Below are 17,566 nucleotides of genomic sequence, written 5' to 3'. Positions count from 1 at the left end.
AATTAAGTAGGTATATACACTTAAGTTTTTACTACAAAATTGTATCTATATTTTTAATCATAAATAGAATAATTAAGCGCCTCTTTACTACACATTAACGCCTAATTATAATTTAGCGGGGGAATGTGTTTCGTGTACTATATTCCTAATGCCTGACCTCCTCCAATTTGGATAGTTTCTGCGGTAATAAATGATGCATCTTTACTTGCTAAGAAAGAAATAACACCAGCTACATCTTCTGGTTGTCCTAATCTACCTAACATAATATTATTTGCCCAAGAAGCAAAAACTTCTGGTTTTGTAGCTTTAATTTGCGCATGGAAAGGAGTATCTATTGTACCCGGAGATACTGCGTTTACTCTAATACCATATTCTGCTAAATCTTTAGCTAATGCTCTTGTTATTGCATGTACACCAGCTTTAGATGTTCCATAAATTCCTGCTCCCGGACCGCCTGCTGTCCATCCTGCATTTGAAGTATAATTAATTATAGAAGGGTGCTCACCTTTTTTAAGAAAAGGAATTGCCGCTCTAGATGCAAAGAACACAGAATCTAAATTTAATGCCATTACAAATCTGTAAAAATCTGTTGTCATTTCTTCAAATCTAGATCTACCTCCTAGACCTCCTGCATTATTTACAAGAACATCTATTCTTCCATATTTTTCTCCTATTGCGGTAATGTTTGAAGTCACAGCCTCATCACTAGTAACATCAAATCCAAAATACTCTGCAGTAATACCTTCCGCTGTAAGTTGCTCTACTCTTTTTGCTCCTTCTCCGTCTTGTATTCCATTTAAAACTACAATATATCCATCTTTTCCTAACCTTTTTGCTACTTCAAATCCTATACCTCCTGTAGCACCTGTAACAACTGCAACTTTTCCTTTTCTACTCATCTTTATCTTTTTTAATCTGTTTATTCTAATTTTTAATTTCTTCTACTTTCCTAACTGGCCCAATATTTTTTATAAATATGAAAATTGATAAAACACCTAAAATAACTGCTAAACATATTGCAATAAATGCTGGTGTATAGGAGCTTTCCGTTATTTGTCCAATAAACCAATTCATAATCATTGGCGATACTGCAGCAACTGTTCCCGCAAGACCTGCTAATGTTCCTACTGAAGGTCCTCTAAATAAATCGCTTGAGATTGTTTGTATATTTCCAATGGCAAATTGAAATCCAAATAATGCTAATCCTGCAAAGTAGATAAACATCATAAAGTCATCTTGTCTTACCAATGTAATTATACACACAAAGCCTATTACTATTAAAAGCCCTCCTATTGCTATAGTTAATTTTCTTGAAAAATCTACAGAACTACTCTTCATTATCTCTTTTGTGAATATGCCTCCCACAATACTACCTGCTGCTGCCATTAAGTAAGAAATCCACATTGTACCAGCAATTTCTTCAATACTTAAACCAAACTTATCATTTAAATAAATTGGCATCCAAGCCGCAAAAAACCACCAGATTGGTTCTATAAAAAATCTACATAATAAAACTCCCCAAGACTGTTTATAACTTAATATTGCACCTACACTTAAACTTTTTACTTTAGTTAAACTATCTTCTTTTGGCTGTTTATCTATTCTACTATTAAGAATTAAATTTCTTTCTTCTTCTGTAACCCAAGGGTGCTTTTCTGGAGTAGATTTGTTTAAAAATAACCATGGAATAACCCATAATAATCCCACAAGTCCTAATATTATGTATGTTGTTTTCCACCCAAACTGGGTATATAAAAATATAATTACAAATGGTGCTATTACATTACCAATAGAGGCACCTGCGTTAAATATACCTTGTGCAATAGCTCTTTCTTTAACAGGAAACCATTCTCCATTACTTTTTACAGCTCCTGGCCAATTACCCGCTTCTCCTAAACCTAATAAACCTCTAAAAATTGATAAGGAAACTAGTCCGCCAGCAAAGGCATGTAAAACAGAAGCCACAGACCATACAATGATAGATACGGTAAAACCTAAGCGCGTTCCTATTTCATCATATAATTTACCTGATGCAAATTTACCTATAGCGTAAGCCGCTAAAAATACATTGAACATGAAAGCATAGTCTGATTTGTCCATGCCTAAGTCCTCGCCCATTTCTGGCCATAATAATGCGAAGGCTGTTCTATCTATATAATTTATAACTGTGGCAAGAAATATTAGTACTATTATCCACCATCTTAACCCTTTTATTTTCATGCTTTTTTATTTAATTCTTAGCAATATAAAACCACAACCAAACCACCCTACATAGGGTCTTGTTTAATTATTTTCTTAAGATAAATGATACTTATAAGCTATAAACTACGAAAAGTGTTCTATGCAAAAGCATAGAAAATTTAATAGTATTAGTCCTAAGTAATTATCCCTCCTTTGTATCTATATAAGAGTATAAAAGCGTGCAATTTTATACTCCTAGTTTTTTTATCTACTCGATAATCGAGTTTTATATGCTCCGAGTTATACCTCGAAGTTATTTACTATAACAGTATTGATATAATGTTTTAAAATGTACTTTCATTTTTTCTTTTGCTAATTGAGGATCCTGATCTCTAATAGCATCATAAATATCTTGATGTTCTTGAATACCTAAAAAGGATTGGTTTTCATTACATACATGATACTTTTCAAAATTTGTTATTATTTCTGGTGTTATTATTAACATTAAAGTATTCATAGTACTATTTCCACTTGCTTTGGCAATTGCTAAATGAAAAAGCAAATCTTCTTGAACAGCATCTTCTCCTTTTAATGTTTTATCTCTATATGCTTCTAAAGCTGTTTTTAATCGAACTAAATCTTCTTCTGTTCTTCTATTAGCGGCTAATCGTACCGTTTTTAATTCTAATAAAATTCTTGTTTCTACTAAAGATTTAAAATCTGGCTCTTCTAATTCTAAAATATCTTCTAACATTCCATTCATAGCAACAACTCCTATATTTGCTACAAAAGTTCCGCTTTGAGGCTTGGAATGTAATATACCATAGAATTCTAATTTTTGAATTGCTTCTCTTATATTACTCCTACTTACACCAAACTTCTCAGACAGCATTCTTTCCGAAGGCAGTTTATCTCCAGGTTCCAAGTTTTTATAATTAATTAACTCTCGGATACTCGAAATAATCTTACTTTGAATTTCTTTATTATCGCTTTTAGTATGTAGTTCTAGTTTCATATATAAATAAGTAATCTAAAATTGGTTAACCAGATTGGTTTGTTAAATTTATAAAAATATTTATTGTTACAAAAGTATTCTATACAATTAATATTTTATTTATTACATATTAAATTTACTTGGTGCTTTTTTAAGATGTACCAACCTAGAAACTAGGCTGATACACTTTAAAAAAAACTAACTCAATAATTTATTTATATTACTTATTCTTATATTAGTAACCAGGATTTTGAGTAATTACTCCATTAGTTGCTAAAACTTCGGATACTGGAATTGGAAATAAATAATAATTAGTATTAATTGCTTCTCCCATTTCTGCATCAACAACACCTGCTCTTATTAAATCAAACCATCTATGACCTTCCAAAGCTAACTCTAGTCTTCTTTCGTCTAAAATTGCTTGTCTAACTTCTGCTTGTGTTGTTGCAGTTCCTGTTAAGCTTGCTAAACCTGCTCTAGTTCTAATATCGTCTAATAAAGGTAATACCGTTGAAGCAGGAGAACCTGTTTCATTTAAAGCTTCTGCATATAACAAAATAACATCTGCTAATCTTAGTTCTATCCAGTCATGATCATCTGCTCCATCTATAGGAAATTTTATTGCCCTAGTACCTACATCGTCTAGAGTTACTGCTTTTCTTGTAACATCTCCGGCAGCATCAAACGCAGCAATTAAATCTGCATCTATTGGAAAATCAGATTTTGAATCGTTTCCTGAAAACCATCCTGAAAAATCAGTAGCAAAATTATATTCATCTGCTATAGAAGCAGACTTTTGAGTTGCAAATATAATTTCAGTATTACCTACTTCATTTGCTACACCAAAAATTTCACTAAAGTTTGGTTCTAAAACAATTCCTGCGCTCGCAGCTCCATTTACAACATCTGCTAAATGTGGAACAGCACTTGCATAATCTCCCATAGTAGCATATACTTTACCTAACATTCCTTGTGCGGCATATTTAGAAGCTCTACCATCTACAATTTCTGTACTTAAGACAGCCATTGCATCTGTTAAATCAGGAATAATAACATTTGAATATACACTTGCTTTTGGTTGTCTTGCCAATGCTTCCGTATCTGTAAGACTTGGCGAAGCGCTTAAATTAACAGGTACATCTCCAAAAGCCATTACAAGCTTAAAATAAGATAAGCCTCTTAAAAATTTTGCTTCTGCCACATCTACATCATTAGTAGAATTTTCAATTACAATATTTGCACTTAATATAGACTTATACAAAGCGGTATAAAAAGGTCCAAAAAATTGATCTTCTTGCGACGGTAAAGCATTATTAAACACATCAATATCTGCATTAGGCGATTCTAGCATTAAAGCATTATCTGCTCTAAAGTCTCCCATTAAAGCCATAGGTGCAGAGGTAGATAATTGATAGTAATATGCTGCATTTAAAACCCCTGTAAAATCTGTTAAAGAGTCTGCGCTGGCAATATTAGATGGGGATTGGTCCAAATCTGTTGAACATGCTGTAATAAATAACAGCGATCCCAATAGTATATATATTTTTTTCATTTTTTTTAATTAAAAGTTAACATTTAAACCTAAAGTAAAGCTCTTTACAACTGGACTAGCACCTACTTGCGCACCGTATGTTGTTGGCCCTAAATAATCACTACCTGAAGTTTTTACACCTTCTGGGTTGTAAGAGGTATAATTGCTCGCCATAAAGTATAATAAATTAGATGCAGCTCCATATATTCTTACAGAATTTAAACCAATTTTATCTGTTAAATCAGATTGAAAAGTATAACCAAGAGTTAAGTTTCTTAAGGCAATAAAAGAAGCATCTTGTATCATAGCATCTGTTCTATTTCTAGTTAATGTATAGTGCTCACCATTATGATCCGCAATACCATCACTATTAGCATCAAAAATACTATAAGGCAATCTTCTTCCCCATTGCGAATTGTAATAAAGTGGGTCTATATTATAAAGCTCAGCACCATGAGAACCTTGAAATTGGAACGAAAGATCAAAATCTTTATAGTTAAAGTTATGCGTCATACCCCAGTAAAAATCTGGTGTAGCCTGTCCTATTTTAACTAAATCTCCGCCATCCTCAACAGTTCTAGTAAAATCTATTTCTCCATGGCCATCTTCTCCTGGAGATTGTTGATCTACAACATATTGTTCTCCACTATTAATTCCAATGTTTAATGTAGGATCTGCAACGTGTATCATTTCAACTTCTCCAATAGTTTCTAATCCCCACATTTCACCAATCTCACCACCAACATAGTTTCTAAATACTGGTCCTCTACCACTCTGTCCATAAACTGCCTGAGGTAATTCATCTAAACCGCCTAAGTCTGTAATTTCTGTCTCTACAGTAGATAAGTTAGCTCCCATGCTCCATCTAAAGTTTTCGCTGTTAACTATGCTTGCATTTAACTCAATCTCTAAACCAGAGCTTCTTACATCTCCTGAGTTAAGTACTATAGAAGGTGTACCTAATACTTCCGAAACACTTTGATTAATTAAAATATCTTCAATATCAGATGTATAGTAATCTACACCTATTCTTAAACGATTATTAAAAAATCCTAAATCTACACCGTAGTTAGTCTCTGTATTTGTTTGCCATGTTAAATCATCATTTTGTACATTATCTGGAATTAAAAACCCTGTACCAAATGCTGTTGGTGCAGCCTGTAAAAGACTTTGTGAATCATAAGACCCTAAAAAAGAAGCTGTTCCTAAAGAACCTGTACTAAATCTTAATTTTAATTGACTCAATGTTTCGCTATCTTCTAAAAATGCTTCATTATGTACATTCCATCCTAAAGAAATTGCAGGGAATGTTTCATATCTTTTATTAGCTCCAAAACGAGAATCACCATCTCTTCTTAATGATGCAGATATTAAATAACGATCATCATAAGCATAATTAACTCTTCCAAAGATGCTTTCTCTTGCCCTAGTCTCATCTCTCTCTGTAACTACAATATCTGCTGGTGCTAAAAGATTAAAATTTTGAATAGCCGTATCTGGTACATTTGACCCTGCTAAAGCTGTTCCTTTTATTGAAGTAGATTGGTATTCTATACCTGCTACTGCAGATATATCATGATTACCTATCACTTTAGCATAACTTAAAGTAGTTTCACTTAATACTGTAGATACTTTAAGGTCAGTTTGGTTCATATATGTTTGCGAATCTCTAGCTCTAGAATCAAACCCAAGTAATCTATGAGAATATGCTTGCGTGTCTCTTAAATCTCCTCCTAAAACAGTTTTTAAATTTAAACCATCTATAATACTGTATTGTAAATACCCGCTAACATTACCAAAAAACGTTTTTTCCCAAGCATCTGTATTATCAAGTTTAGCAGCAGGACCTGCATCACCAGAACCACCAATACCATTAGCATCTCTTCTACCTAAACCATCATTACCTCCATTTTGCGCTCTACCATAATGCCAGTCTTGCGCTGCCATACCTGGCTCTAAGTCATAAATACTACTAGCCTCGTAACCAGAACCTCTATAACCAGAGTCCATACCAGCAAGTCCAAGCGCTTGTGCGTCACGGTCTAATTGTTGTACAAAGGCAATAGATTCTTCTGTATGGTAAACAGGATGAACACCATAAGCTCTTAATAAATCTCTCATATCATGCCCTAAGATGTCTCTCTTAGAAGTAAAACCATTAAAACTTACACCACTCTTAAACTTATCTCCTAATTTAGCATCCACATTTAAACGTGCATTTAACCTCTCATATCCTTGAGTTCTTACAACACCTTCTGCATTTTGGTACCCCATTGAAGCAAAATAATTTACATCATCGTTACCACCACTCATACTAAAGTCATGACTTGTAGCACTACCATTTTGAAAAAGCCACTCTTCCGGACTAACAGCTCCAGGTGAATTTTTAAGAGCGTTTAATCTATAATCATACATACCTGGGTATGTATTATCTACATTAGATATGTCAAAAGTACCGTTTGCTACATTTTTTTCTATAGTATTAGCCCACTCACTAGCATTCATAAGTATATTATCTCTGTACTTACTAGATGTGCTTGTGAAAGCATTATAGCTAAATTTAGCTTTACCAGATTTTCCTTTTTTTGTAGTAACTAAAACAACACCATTTGCACCTCTAGAACCATAAATGGCAGCAGAAGCAGCATCTTTTAAAACTTCTAAACTCTGAATATCATTTGGGTTAACTGTATCTAAACCTCCAGAAATTGGATACCCATCTACAACTATTAAAGGATTAGATGCACTTGAAATAGATGAAGCTGCTCTAATTTGAATTTTTGGAGCTGCACCCGGAGAACCGTCTTGATTTTGAATTAATACACCTGGAAGCTTACCCGCCAATGCATCATCTACACGAACAGCCTGCACAGCAGCAACATCATCACCACCTATTTTTGCTACCGCTCCTGTTAAATGTGATTTTTTACGAGTACCGTAACCTACAACAACAACCTCTTCTAATTGGGCAGCATCCTCTGCTAAAATCATGTTTAAGCTTTCTTGACCAGTTACTGAAACAGTTTTTGTAACATACCCAATATAAGAGAACTGAAGTTCATCTCCGTTACTTACTTTAATTTGATAATTACCATCAAAGTCTGTTGCCGTACCAGTTGTTGTACCCACAATAATAACGTTTGCACCTGGAATTGGCACATTGTCCGCATCTGAAACCGTACCAGATAGTACGTAGCCGTCTTGTGCAAATAATGTTATGTTAAATAACAAGATTGCAATTAAACTTAGTTTAGTTTTTAAATTCATTTGTGATTTTATTATATTAATAATGTTTAACTAAAATGCTAGCGAGAGCATTTATTAATGAGAACTAGAGCCTCATTACCCACTATTTAGGATTGAACAACGTTTTTCAACTTAATCAAATGAATTTTTATTAATTTAGCAGAAATTCATGTTCACCTAATAGTTTACATGTTTTAAGTATTACTTCCCTCCGACAAGAGGTAATTTTCTAAAAGGATAGGCGTGCACCTATCCTTTTTCTATTTTAAAAAGAGAATAGCTTTCATAGTTTTTTGAGTTTTTGTTAGATTTAATAAGTTAGTATTTTTTGGTAAACCAAATTGGAAAACCAAATTGGTTTACCAAATATATGTTATTTTTTTGTTAATAAAAAATATATTTAAAAATTTTACCTTCATTTTTTGAGAAATTCATAAAATAACTGCGCTTAATAATGCAAATAGGTAATATCTCTATGGTTACTTCATAAAATATTCATGAATTAGACTAAAAACTAACATAACACCAGTTGTGTATGAAGTACTTAAAAATGTTTCCTATTCTTTTTATGATTTATCTCCAAAATAAGATACACCATCACCACTTAAAAAATCTTCTCTTACAGGGCTAAATGTGTCAATTAATATTCCCTCTTCTAAACAAACTGCGCTATGTAGTAAATTAGGCTCAATATAAACACCGTCTCCTGCTTCTACAATTTTCTTTTCTCCATCAATTTCAAATTCAAATTTACCTGAAACACAATAGGTAGCTTGCGTATGAAAATGTTTATGCGGGGAACCTAATGCTCCTTTATCAAACTTCACTTTTACCATCATGATTTGATTATCGTATCCTAGGAATTTTCTGGACACTCCACCTCCAAGCTCTTCCCATTTTATTTCTTTTGTAATGAGGTATTTTTCACTAAAACGATTCATTTTTTTATTTTTTTGGATTGTTTAATTGTAATAATAAGAACCAAACCAAGTATAGTTCTTATTGTTAATTTTTAATCTATGTTTTGTTTCTTTTAAAGCATTTGTATTTGCTACAATAAAGAGTTTAGAATTTCCTTTTAAACTAGTTATTAAAACAGCCGTATATTCTTCTGTATCTAAAACAACTTTTAACTCTTTAATACTACTACTTGCATTTACCGCAAATTCTGAAACTGTACTATAGTTTCCATGTGGTTCTATAGTGGAAACAAAAAGTGTATTCTGTGTATTTGGCCGTCTAATTATTAACCCTGCATCTCTTCTTAAATTAAATTCTGGGTCATTTGCTCCTACTCTAGAAAAAATTAATTCATCTGTTTCTTTTGTTATTGTAGTAAGTGAATAAAATTTACCTTTATTTAACCAAGTTAGCCTACTATTATTTGTGCTACTTGGTTTACCAACTGCTTCTTTCCATAAATGTTGATACCCATTATCTTTTCCTAATGGACTTAGTGTTGGGAAAGGAGAATATTTAAAATTTGTTTTCATTACTTGCCCCATATAATAAAAAGGTAAGTCATATTGATTTTTTTGTGCCGAATTAACTTTTAGAATATCTAATAGTATTGGCTTTTCATACTCCTCACTTTTTAGCATTACTAAAGTTCTATGCATTTGCGTTCCAGGGTACGCATTATTTTCTTTAGCACTTACAATTTGTAAGTCCGAATTTGTATCATCAAACAAATAGAATTCTGAATGGTGTTTACTCCCAATTTCATACTTTCCAGAAAAATGAGAAGTTTCATTCTGAACTAAAGTATTGTGTGCAATGGTTTGCTTTGCCCAAGTTTTATTTTCTTTTAAGTAATTACCACCTCCTTTATGGTTAATATTTACAAACCTAGCCAAACCATAATCTTGCAAAACCTCATCTCCTGATTCATAAACGGAATATGAAAGTTTGTCATAATGACCATGACTTGATCCTTGCGCAGCATACTTAAAAACAAGTTCTAAATTATTATTTCTTAAAATTGCTACTCCTCCTTGTTTTCCATCTGCGCCATCTCTAAAGTTTATAGATTTTTTTACAAAAGGCTTTTCTTTTTCTTCTTTTATTCCCATTGCAACAGAAAAACCTGAATCATCTAACAACACTTTATTTTGTTGTTTTGCGATACTTAACAAACCAGGGTCTTGGTTTCCATTATGGTATGCAATGTCTAAAGCTGTAACTAGTTCTCTAGAATAATAAGACATTCCTTTTTGCCCATCATTTAATGGAAAAAATTCACCATCTGCATCAGATAAATTAATTAACGCATTTACAGATTTTAATAGCACACTGTCTTTATACTCAAAAATCTTTAAATCTGGTCTTACATTTTGTAATCCCTCTGCAAAAATTAAGAAAGGATACATTGCGTACCTTTGATAATAGGGACCTTCGGTATAATAACCATCAGGAGAAAAAGGTTCTTCTATATTTGCTAAAAAGCCTGCTTTTCCATTCTTGTTTATAAATCCTCCATCATTATCTTTGGCATTAGGGTCTAAATTTGCATCCTTAATACCATACAATGCACGTTGAATTAATTTCTCATCATTCATAACCAACCCAATCATTCCTACTGCTGCATTACCCCATGTACTATGGTTATGAACCCTATTATAAAACTGGGGATTTTTAACAGAAATAAAATCGGCAAAGGGTCTAAACAAATTCTTTTCTAATTTTCTTCTCTCTGCTTTAGACAACCAATCATATATACAATCGTATGCCTGGCTTACATAAACCAACCAATTAGAGTCGTTTAAACATTGCCAAAAAATCTTTCCTCTAGCATAAGAGCGCGTTTGTGGGTGTACCGGCAAATCTTTATACATTGCCTCATATTGAAACAACATGTCTTTTATATAAACAGCATACTTTTCATCTTGTAATATTTGAAAAAGAACACCTGCTTTCTGAAGTATTAAAAAATTACGTTTATGCCTTGCATGTGTATACCCCCCAGAATAGTCTTTAGGAATTGGCGTGTGTATACCCAAAGCAATTTCTGCATCTACTTCTTCTTTAACTGCTTTTAGAGTAGCATCAAAAATTGGAATATTCCCTAATTCTTTTCTAATTTGTTCTACCCCTTTTTTTGTAAGAATTAAATTTGGATGTTCTATCTTGTTTTGAGCATTACAAAACGTAACTGCAAGAAAAAAGAATAAAACTATTAATGGTTTTATTTCCCTTTTATTTTTTTTAAATATTAAACTCATAGGATAAGACTATAGTTATTATTTACATTTTGTGAGGTAAAACTCCTAAACTTGTTTCATTAGTTCCTTTTTTTATTAGTGGAGAATCTTCTTTTAAAGTATATTTTCCTTCTTTAAAACTTGGATTTAATTTCCAATTACTTTCTAAAGTATACTTTTGGTCTCCCGTAACTTCTATCCCATTAGATTTATAAAAATTATTGTTCCTAACAGATACAAGAGGCTCCCCAACTACAAGGTGCATGTTAAGAACTTTACTGTCCTTAAAAATGTTATTCTTAATGTTAGTTTCCTGTACGCCATATAATGATATTGCAGCATTATATTTATTACGTTTTCCTTGCCCTACATTATCAAAAACGCAATGATCTATTTCTAAAAATGGTCCAAATGTACTTTCATCTTTTCCTCCTCTATGCAACCTTAATGCTGCTCCTTTTACATCTGCAAATGTATTGTTCTTAAGTATTACATATTCTACATTATAAATACCAATATCATCTGTCTCTTTATCTAATGCCATAACAGAACCAGATATAGTTTTAAATTTTGAATTTTTAATGCTTATTGTATCTGCAAACGTATTTTTATATACACGAATAGCATCAAAAGAATGATTAACATCTAGGTTCACAAAATCACAACTCTCTACAAAAAGCTTGTAATTATCTGTCATAGAGTATTTACTTGTAGATATTACAGAGTTACCTGTTCTATCTGGAGAAGAGGCACCATCAAAAACTACATTCTCTAGTTTTAAGCTTCCTCCATTTTTAATTTCAAATAAATTTTTCTTCTCAAATAGGACAATAGGTTTATTTGTAGATTTTCCTCTTATAGTTATTGGCTTATCTATTGCAACCGTTTTAGTTACTGCATAAGGACCTTCTGTATTTAATTCTATAATGTCTCCTGCTTTTGCATTTTTCACGGCTTCATACAAAGCATTTAGATCCTTAGAAACTTCAATTGTTTTTCCTGAAGATAACGCCACCGTTTTATCTTCTTTAGAATACCATGTTACTCCAGTATTTTCTTTAGTTGCTATGGTTTCTCTTAATTTTGCCCCAACATTTTTTGGCGCATTTACTGGCATTAATAACCCTGCGCTATTTTTTTCTAATTGTAGAGAAACGCCCTCAAAGCCTTCTTTTGCTATAGTCTTAACATTAGAACTTATTATATTATCTTTAAAAGTAATTCCACTTATATCATCATAAACTGTAAATAAATCATCTTTCTTCTCATTATAAAAAATATTATTATTTATTATAGAATTTATGGGAGCAGCACTACGTTCCGCATCACTCCCAGCACATAGCTGTACATGATCACAATTAATAAATGTATTATTAGACACTTTTGCATCTTCTACTTGAAAATATCTATTTATAGGAGAATTTGGCACACCATTCATCATAACAAAAGCACCTCTAAAACGGTAACCAGTTAATCCTACTCCATAATTATTAACAACTGTTTGTTGCCCATTAATAACCCGCACACCACCTGTACTTGGCTTGTTGTTTCCTATAAAAACATTACCGTCTACTAGTGTTTCATTTCCATGACGCATTGTTAATGTACCCGTACACTCATAAAAAACATTATCCTTATAAGTGTTTTGATTAGATTTATTAGATATAATTTCATGCTCGCCATTACATCTATCAAAATAATTAGCCTCTACTAAAGTTTTAGAATTTATCATAGAATAATGACTTGTTCCTATTCTTAAAGTTTCCCCACCGTTAGAGCCTAAATTAGGTCTTGGACCAAAATAATTATGGTCTATTTTATTATTATTCTCATGGCTTTCTTTAGAGTTTAAACGAACAATCATAGTAACACCTCTATTAGACTTGCCTTCTAGATGATTATGATCTACCCTATTGTTTTTGCCATAAATTGCTACCCATGTATCTGGCTCATGACGTTCTGGGTTAGTAAAATTATCAATTACACACTCTGTTAACCTACAATTGCTAGACAAGGTGTTGTTGTCTTTTTTAAATGAAATTACCTCAGTTGTTGGTGTATATCCATTTTTAAATACCAACCCACTTACAATTAAGTGTTCTCCTGCAATTCTTAAATTAGATTCCCCCTCTAAAATTACTTTACCTTTTTCTTCTACTGTTAAAGTAATTGGTTCCTCTGCAGTTCCTTTAGCTTGGAACAACAGCTCCGTGTTTTCCCAGACTCCGTTTGCTAATGTAATTACATCTCCAGGTTTAGCTTCTTTTACAAGCGTATTAAAATCTTCTATAGTATGAACTAAAGATTTTTCTTCTTTTTTCTTTGAGCAAGAAGAAGTTAAGACTCCTAAAAATAATACGGATAAGATGAGAATTTGTTTCATAATAATAAATTGGTTTACCAAATTGGTTTACCAAATATATAGTTATTTATTGATTAAGCAAAAAATATGTTTAAAAATTACTAATTCTACAAAATCACAAAGCTTATTATGACATATATTAATACAGTGTATTGTATTGTACTTTAAAACACTATTTAATATTATTTTTTAAATCCGTAATAATAGTATCTGTAAGAGGCTTAGCTATAAAATCTTTTACTAAAAAATATTCCTTAGCGCGCTCTATATCTCTAGAATCTATCGAAGAACTTAGAATATAAATTTTTGTATCCACCTCTTTAAAAAGTTCTTTAAATGCATCTAAAAAGCCCCATCCATCTAAAACTGGCATATTTAAATCTAGAAAAATTAACTCCGGGAATTTATTATTTTCTTTAAAAAAACGCTTTAAACATTCTAGGCCTTCTTCACCGTTATTACTTACCAAAATTGTATCGCAAAAATTATTATTCTTTAATAAAATCTTGGTTCCAAAAATAAAAATTGGATCATCATCAATTATACAAATGGTATCTACAATCATCCTATTTTAAAATATGTTGTGAACTTGGTTCCTATATGTTCTTTACTTTCTACTTTAATTTTACCACCCATAGCCTCTAATTGGTTCTTAACAAGAAATAACCCAATTCCTTTAGCATCTTTGTGCGCATGAAAAACTTTATATAATCCAAACAGTTTATCTCCATGCTTATTTAAATCTATTCCTAAACCATTGTCTTCTACACTAAAAACTACATTGTCCCACTCTATTTTTGCAGTAATAAATATTTTTAAGCGGCGATCAGGCATTCTATACTTTATTGCATTTGTAATTAAATTAAGTACAATACTTTCTAAATAGGCCTGTATTGCCAAAACAGATATATCTTTGGGAACATCTATAACTATTTTTGCTTTTGCTTCTTTTATTAATGAATTAATGTTTTGGATAGATTTATCTACAAAATCTATAAGTTTATACGAAGACAAACTTGCACTAATATTAGATTTTATTTCTACAATTTTATTTAAATCATAAATAGTATCGTTCATATTATCTGATACTATTTTTATATTTTTAAGAAATTCATTCTCCATTATTTTTGGAAAATCTTTACTAGTTAAATCTAAGAGCATAGATATATTACTAGCGTGCGAGCGTAGATTATGAGAAACTATATGAGCAAAATTTACGAGACGATTATTATGTTCTTTTAAATTTTCTGTAAGTAATTTATTTTTTGTTGTATCATGAACTTGCAGTAACATGTGTACCAGCTTTCCGTTATCATTTTTTACAGCAGAAATTACAAGCGTTACCCATATTATGTACCCATCTTTATGTATAACTCTTATTTCCCCTTTTACAGAGCTTTTTTTATTTGATGAAACATCTTTTAATAAAATCTTTGCCTTTTCTTTATCTTCTGGGTGCGTTAAACTACCATACGTTAATTTTAATAATTGGTCTTTAGAATAGCCTACAATTTTTGATAGTGAATTATTTACTTTTAACACTCTGGCTTCTTGCCCTATAAATGCCATTCCTATAGATGCTTGGTTAAAAGTGTTACGAAGTTCTTCTTCTTTAATTGTTAATTCTTTTGAAACTCTTGTTTCTTTATCTACATCTTGGAAAAAGCCGTATAATCGTATACATTCTCCATTTAAGAACTCTACAATTCCTGTGGTTCTTGTCCATATATACTTATTTCTTGGTTCAGAAAAGACCTCTAAAAAAACATCAAAACCAATTCCTTTTTCTAATGCATTTTTAACCGCAAGTGTAATTGTATCTCTAGAATACCCTTCTTTAAAATAAGATATATCTTCTTCTAAAGATGCTACATAATCCTCATCCACCCCTAAAAGTCTTTTAATATTTTTATCCCAATAAACTTTTTTAGTATCTATATCTAATTCCCAAATACCAATTTTAGCTGCTACATTTATACGAGACATTAAATTAGAGTAATCTGCTAACTTAAGCTCTGTATTTTTTTTACTTGTTATATCTAACATTTGGTTTAACATATGAATAAGTTCTCCCTTATCATTCTTTATCGCAGAGATATTCATATGTATCCAAACTTGTTTACCAAATTTATTAATCCCTCTTATTTCTTTTGCAAAAAAATTACGTTTGCCATCTATTAACTCCTGTATTAAAGGCATTGTTATTTTATAATCATCAGGATGTATAATAGCTTTATAAGGAACTTTATATGCTTCTTCTTTAGTATAGCCAAATATATTTATAAGACTTTTATTTGCTTTCTTTAAGTTGTTATTTAAATCTACAACGCCCATACCAATGGCAGCTTGATTAAAGGTTTGCCTAAATTCTTCTTCTTTAAAAGCTAATTCTTGAGATAGTTTTGTTTCTTTATCTACATCTTGAAAAAAACCATATATTCTAACACACTTATTATCTTCAAACTCTGGAATACCTATAACACGAGCCCATTTTTTATTGCCATCTTTTTTACTATTAATTGCAAAAATAGAATCAAATTCTTCGGCATTAGCAATAGCATTATTTATATCATTTAAATAAGATTCTTTATACTCTTCATTTATTAAATTAAGTACATCCTCATGGGTTGGCACAAATTCCTTAGAAACTTCAAAAAAACTTCTTGTATTCTTATCCCAAATACCAACCGATGAATGCGGTTTTTGTGTGTCAAAAATAGGGATCTCCCAAAATCCAATTTTTGCAACATTATTTATGCGCTGTATAATTTTAGAGTAGTCTACTAGAAGTAATTCATTTTTTTTCTTAGAAGTAATATCGTATAAAAATCCTGATGCAATTTTTGCCGTGCCGTCTATATTTGTTTCTGTTAATTTTCCAGAACTCAAAACCCAAACCCAGTGCCCTTTTTTATGTTTTAATCTAAATTCATTTTCAAAAGAACCTTTATTTTCTATAACTGAAAAATAAGTTTCCTCTATAATATGTTTATCCTCTGGATGTACAAAACTTTTCCACAAGCTTTTTGTTAGGGGTTGCAATTCTGAGAGAGTGTATCCTATTATTTCTAAATACCTTTCGTTTACATCTACTAAACCTGTGTTAAAATTAAGTTCCCATATAGCAACATTGGCTCCTTTTATAATATTTTTATAATATTGAACTTTGTTTATTAGTTCTTTTTCTTGCTTTTTTATTTGTGTAACAGATATTGCAGAGCCAAATATTGTACTACTATCTTCTTCACCTGTAATTTTTCCTCTTAATTTCATCCAAACAATTCCTCTTTTGGCATAAAATCTTATGGTACAATTAAGTTCTGTTGTATTAGGATTATTTTTAATTTTATTACAAGCTTTAATAAAATCTTCTCTATCCTCCTCATGAATTAAAAATGATAAAGTTTTTTTACTTGAATATTCTTTATTAGATACATAACCTAAGGTGTTCCAAAATTTTTGGCTACACCAAAAATCTTCTGGAGTTACAAGATTAACCCTCCACAAACCATCAAAAAAGAACTCATCTATTGTAGTGTCTCCATCAAGATTTCCTAACCATTTTGAAATATTGCTCTTTGTTTGAATCATACTTACCTTTTAAAGCGAGATACACCTAGTAAATGTAAGAAAATTAAGCTATTTAATTTGTGAACTGTAAGTTAAAACCCTCAAAAAAATTGGATAAGAGGGTAAAACCACTAAAAAAGAAAAAGAAAACTCATTTTAATATTAATTTTTACTCTAAAATGCCTTTTATAAAACTATAATATTTGTATTCTTACTACTTAGAAAAATATAATCTATTTATAGGCAAATTCTTTTTAAAACAAGCAAAATTTTAATTTTCTAATTATCAAATACTTAAGATTTTTAATACATAACTTTAAAAAAAGCATAAATTATTTGATAAATTTTCTTTTAAAAAACTATATTTTTATTACCTTCGCCGCACCATTTAAAGAATGGTGGCATAGCTCAGCTGGATAGAGCACCTGCCTTCTAAGCAGGCGGTCGAAGGTTCGAATCCTTCTGCCATCACAAATAATTGG

Annotated in this window: 10 protein-coding genes and 1 tRNA gene; 1 reads left to right on the top strand and 10 read right to left on the bottom strand. The window is 31.2% G+C overall.

The window, feature by feature from the left end:
• Positions 1-137: 137 nt before the first annotated feature.
• From Q0820_RS10715 to Q0820_RS10670, 10 genes are all read right to left on the bottom strand, one after another.
• Complete coding sequence (locus Q0820_RS10715) at positions 138-899, bottom strand: SDR family NAD(P)-dependent oxidoreductase (RefSeq protein WP_298487634.1); 762 nt, start codon at positions 897-899, stop codon at positions 138-140.
• Positions 900-924: 25 nt separating this feature from the next.
• Positions 925-2,220 (bottom strand): MFS transporter, encoded by a 1,296-nt coding sequence (locus Q0820_RS10710; RefSeq protein WP_298487633.1) that lies wholly within the window; start codon positions 2,218-2,220, stop codon positions 925-927.
• Between the two features lie 274 nt (positions 2,221-2,494).
• Complete coding sequence (locus tag Q0820_RS10705; protein WP_298487632.1) at positions 2,495-3,196, bottom strand: FadR/GntR family transcriptional regulator; 702 nt, start codon at positions 3,194-3,196, stop codon at positions 2,495-2,497.
• A 214-nt stretch (positions 3,197-3,410) separates the two neighbouring features.
• Positions 3,411-4,727 carry a RagB/SusD family nutrient uptake outer membrane protein gene (locus tag Q0820_RS10700; protein WP_298487631.1) on the bottom strand — a complete coding sequence of 439 codons (1,317 nt, stop codon included), beginning with the start codon at positions 4,725-4,727 and terminating at the stop codon, positions 3,411-3,413.
• Between the two features lie 9 nt (positions 4,728-4,736).
• Positions 4,737-7,973 (bottom strand): SusC/RagA family TonB-linked outer membrane protein, encoded by a 3,237-nt coding sequence (locus Q0820_RS10695; RefSeq protein ID WP_298487630.1) that lies wholly within the window; start codon positions 7,971-7,973, stop codon positions 4,737-4,739.
• 545 nt (positions 7,974-8,518) lie between these two features.
• Positions 8,519-8,893 carry a cupin domain-containing protein gene (locus Q0820_RS10690; RefSeq protein WP_298487629.1) on the bottom strand — a complete coding sequence of 125 codons (375 nt, stop codon included), beginning with the start codon at positions 8,891-8,893 and terminating at the stop codon, positions 8,519-8,521.
• A 21-nt stretch (positions 8,894-8,914) separates the two neighbouring features.
• Entirely contained in the window at positions 8,915-11,173 is a 2,259-nt protein-coding gene (locus tag Q0820_RS10685; protein ID WP_298487628.1) for an alginate lyase family protein, read from the bottom strand.
• Positions 11,174-11,195: 22 nt separating this feature from the next.
• Positions 11,196-13,535 (bottom strand): chondroitinase-B domain-containing protein, encoded by a 2,340-nt coding sequence (locus Q0820_RS10680; protein ID WP_298487627.1) that lies wholly within the window; start codon positions 13,533-13,535, stop codon positions 11,196-11,198.
• Positions 13,536-13,686: 151 nt separating this feature from the next.
• Positions 13,687-14,079: a response regulator gene (locus Q0820_RS10675; protein WP_298487626.1), complete on the bottom strand. Its 393-nt coding sequence runs from the start codon at positions 14,077-14,079 to the stop codon at positions 13,687-13,689.
• A complete protein-coding gene (locus Q0820_RS10670; protein ID WP_298487625.1) occupies positions 14,076-17,105 on the bottom strand; it encodes a PAS domain S-box protein in 3,030 nt (1,009 codons plus the stop codon). The genes Q0820_RS10675 and Q0820_RS10670 overlap by 4 nt, the downstream gene beginning before the upstream one ends.
• A gap of 376 nt (positions 17,106-17,481) precedes the next feature.
• Between Q0820_RS10670 and Q0820_RS10665 the strand changes: the two genes are divergently transcribed.
• Positions 17,482-17,555: transfer RNA gene (locus Q0820_RS10665), tRNA-Arg, on the top strand.
• Positions 17,556-17,566: the final 11 nt, after the last annotated feature.

It is taken from the genome of uncultured Maribacter sp. (assembly GCF_947495965.1).
Lineage (GTDB): Bacteria > Bacteroidota > Bacteroidia > Flavobacteriales > Flavobacteriaceae > Maribacter_B.
Note: the sequence above shows the minus strand (reverse complement) of the source record. Positions and strands in the feature narration are given on the sequence as shown.

What these genes read in the sequence shown, in the direction of transcription:
- Q0820_RS10695 (WP_298487630.1), bottom strand. Translation starts at nt 7,973, where the DNA reads ATGAATTTAAAAACTAAACTAAGTTTAATTGCAATCTTGTTATTTAAC.
- Q0820_RS10680 (WP_298487627.1), bottom strand. Translation starts at nt 13,535, where the DNA reads ATGAAACAAATTCTCATCTTATCCGTATTATTTTTAGGAGTCTTAACT.
- Q0820_RS10715 (WP_298487634.1), bottom strand. Translation starts at nt 899, where the DNA reads ATGAGTAGAAAAGGAAAAGTTGCAGTTGTTACAGGTGCTACAGGAGGT.
- Q0820_RS10685 (WP_298487628.1), bottom strand. Translation starts at nt 11,173, where the DNA reads ATGAGTTTAATATTTAAAAAAAATAAAAGGGAAATAAAACCATTAATA.
- Q0820_RS10690 (WP_298487629.1), bottom strand. Translation starts at nt 8,893, where the DNA reads ATGAATCGTTTTAGTGAAAAATACCTCATTACAAAAGAAATAAAATGG.
- Q0820_RS10710 (WP_298487633.1), bottom strand. Translation starts at nt 2,220, where the DNA reads ATGAAAATAAAAGGGTTAAGATGGTGGATAATAGTACTAATATTTCTT.
- Q0820_RS10705 (WP_298487632.1), bottom strand. Translation starts at nt 3,196, where the DNA reads ATGAAACTAGAACTACATACTAAAAGCGATAATAAAGAAATTCAAAGT.
- Q0820_RS10675 (WP_298487626.1), bottom strand. Translation starts at nt 14,079, where the DNA reads ATGATTGTAGATACCATTTGTATAATTGATGATGATCCAATTTTTATT.
- Q0820_RS10670 (WP_298487625.1), bottom strand. Translation starts at nt 17,105, where the DNA reads ATGATTCAAACAAAGAGCAATATTTCAAAATGGTTAGGAAATCTTGAT.
- Q0820_RS10700 (WP_298487631.1), bottom strand. Translation starts at nt 4,727, where the DNA reads ATGAAAAAAATATATATACTATTGGGATCGCTGTTATTTATTACAGCA.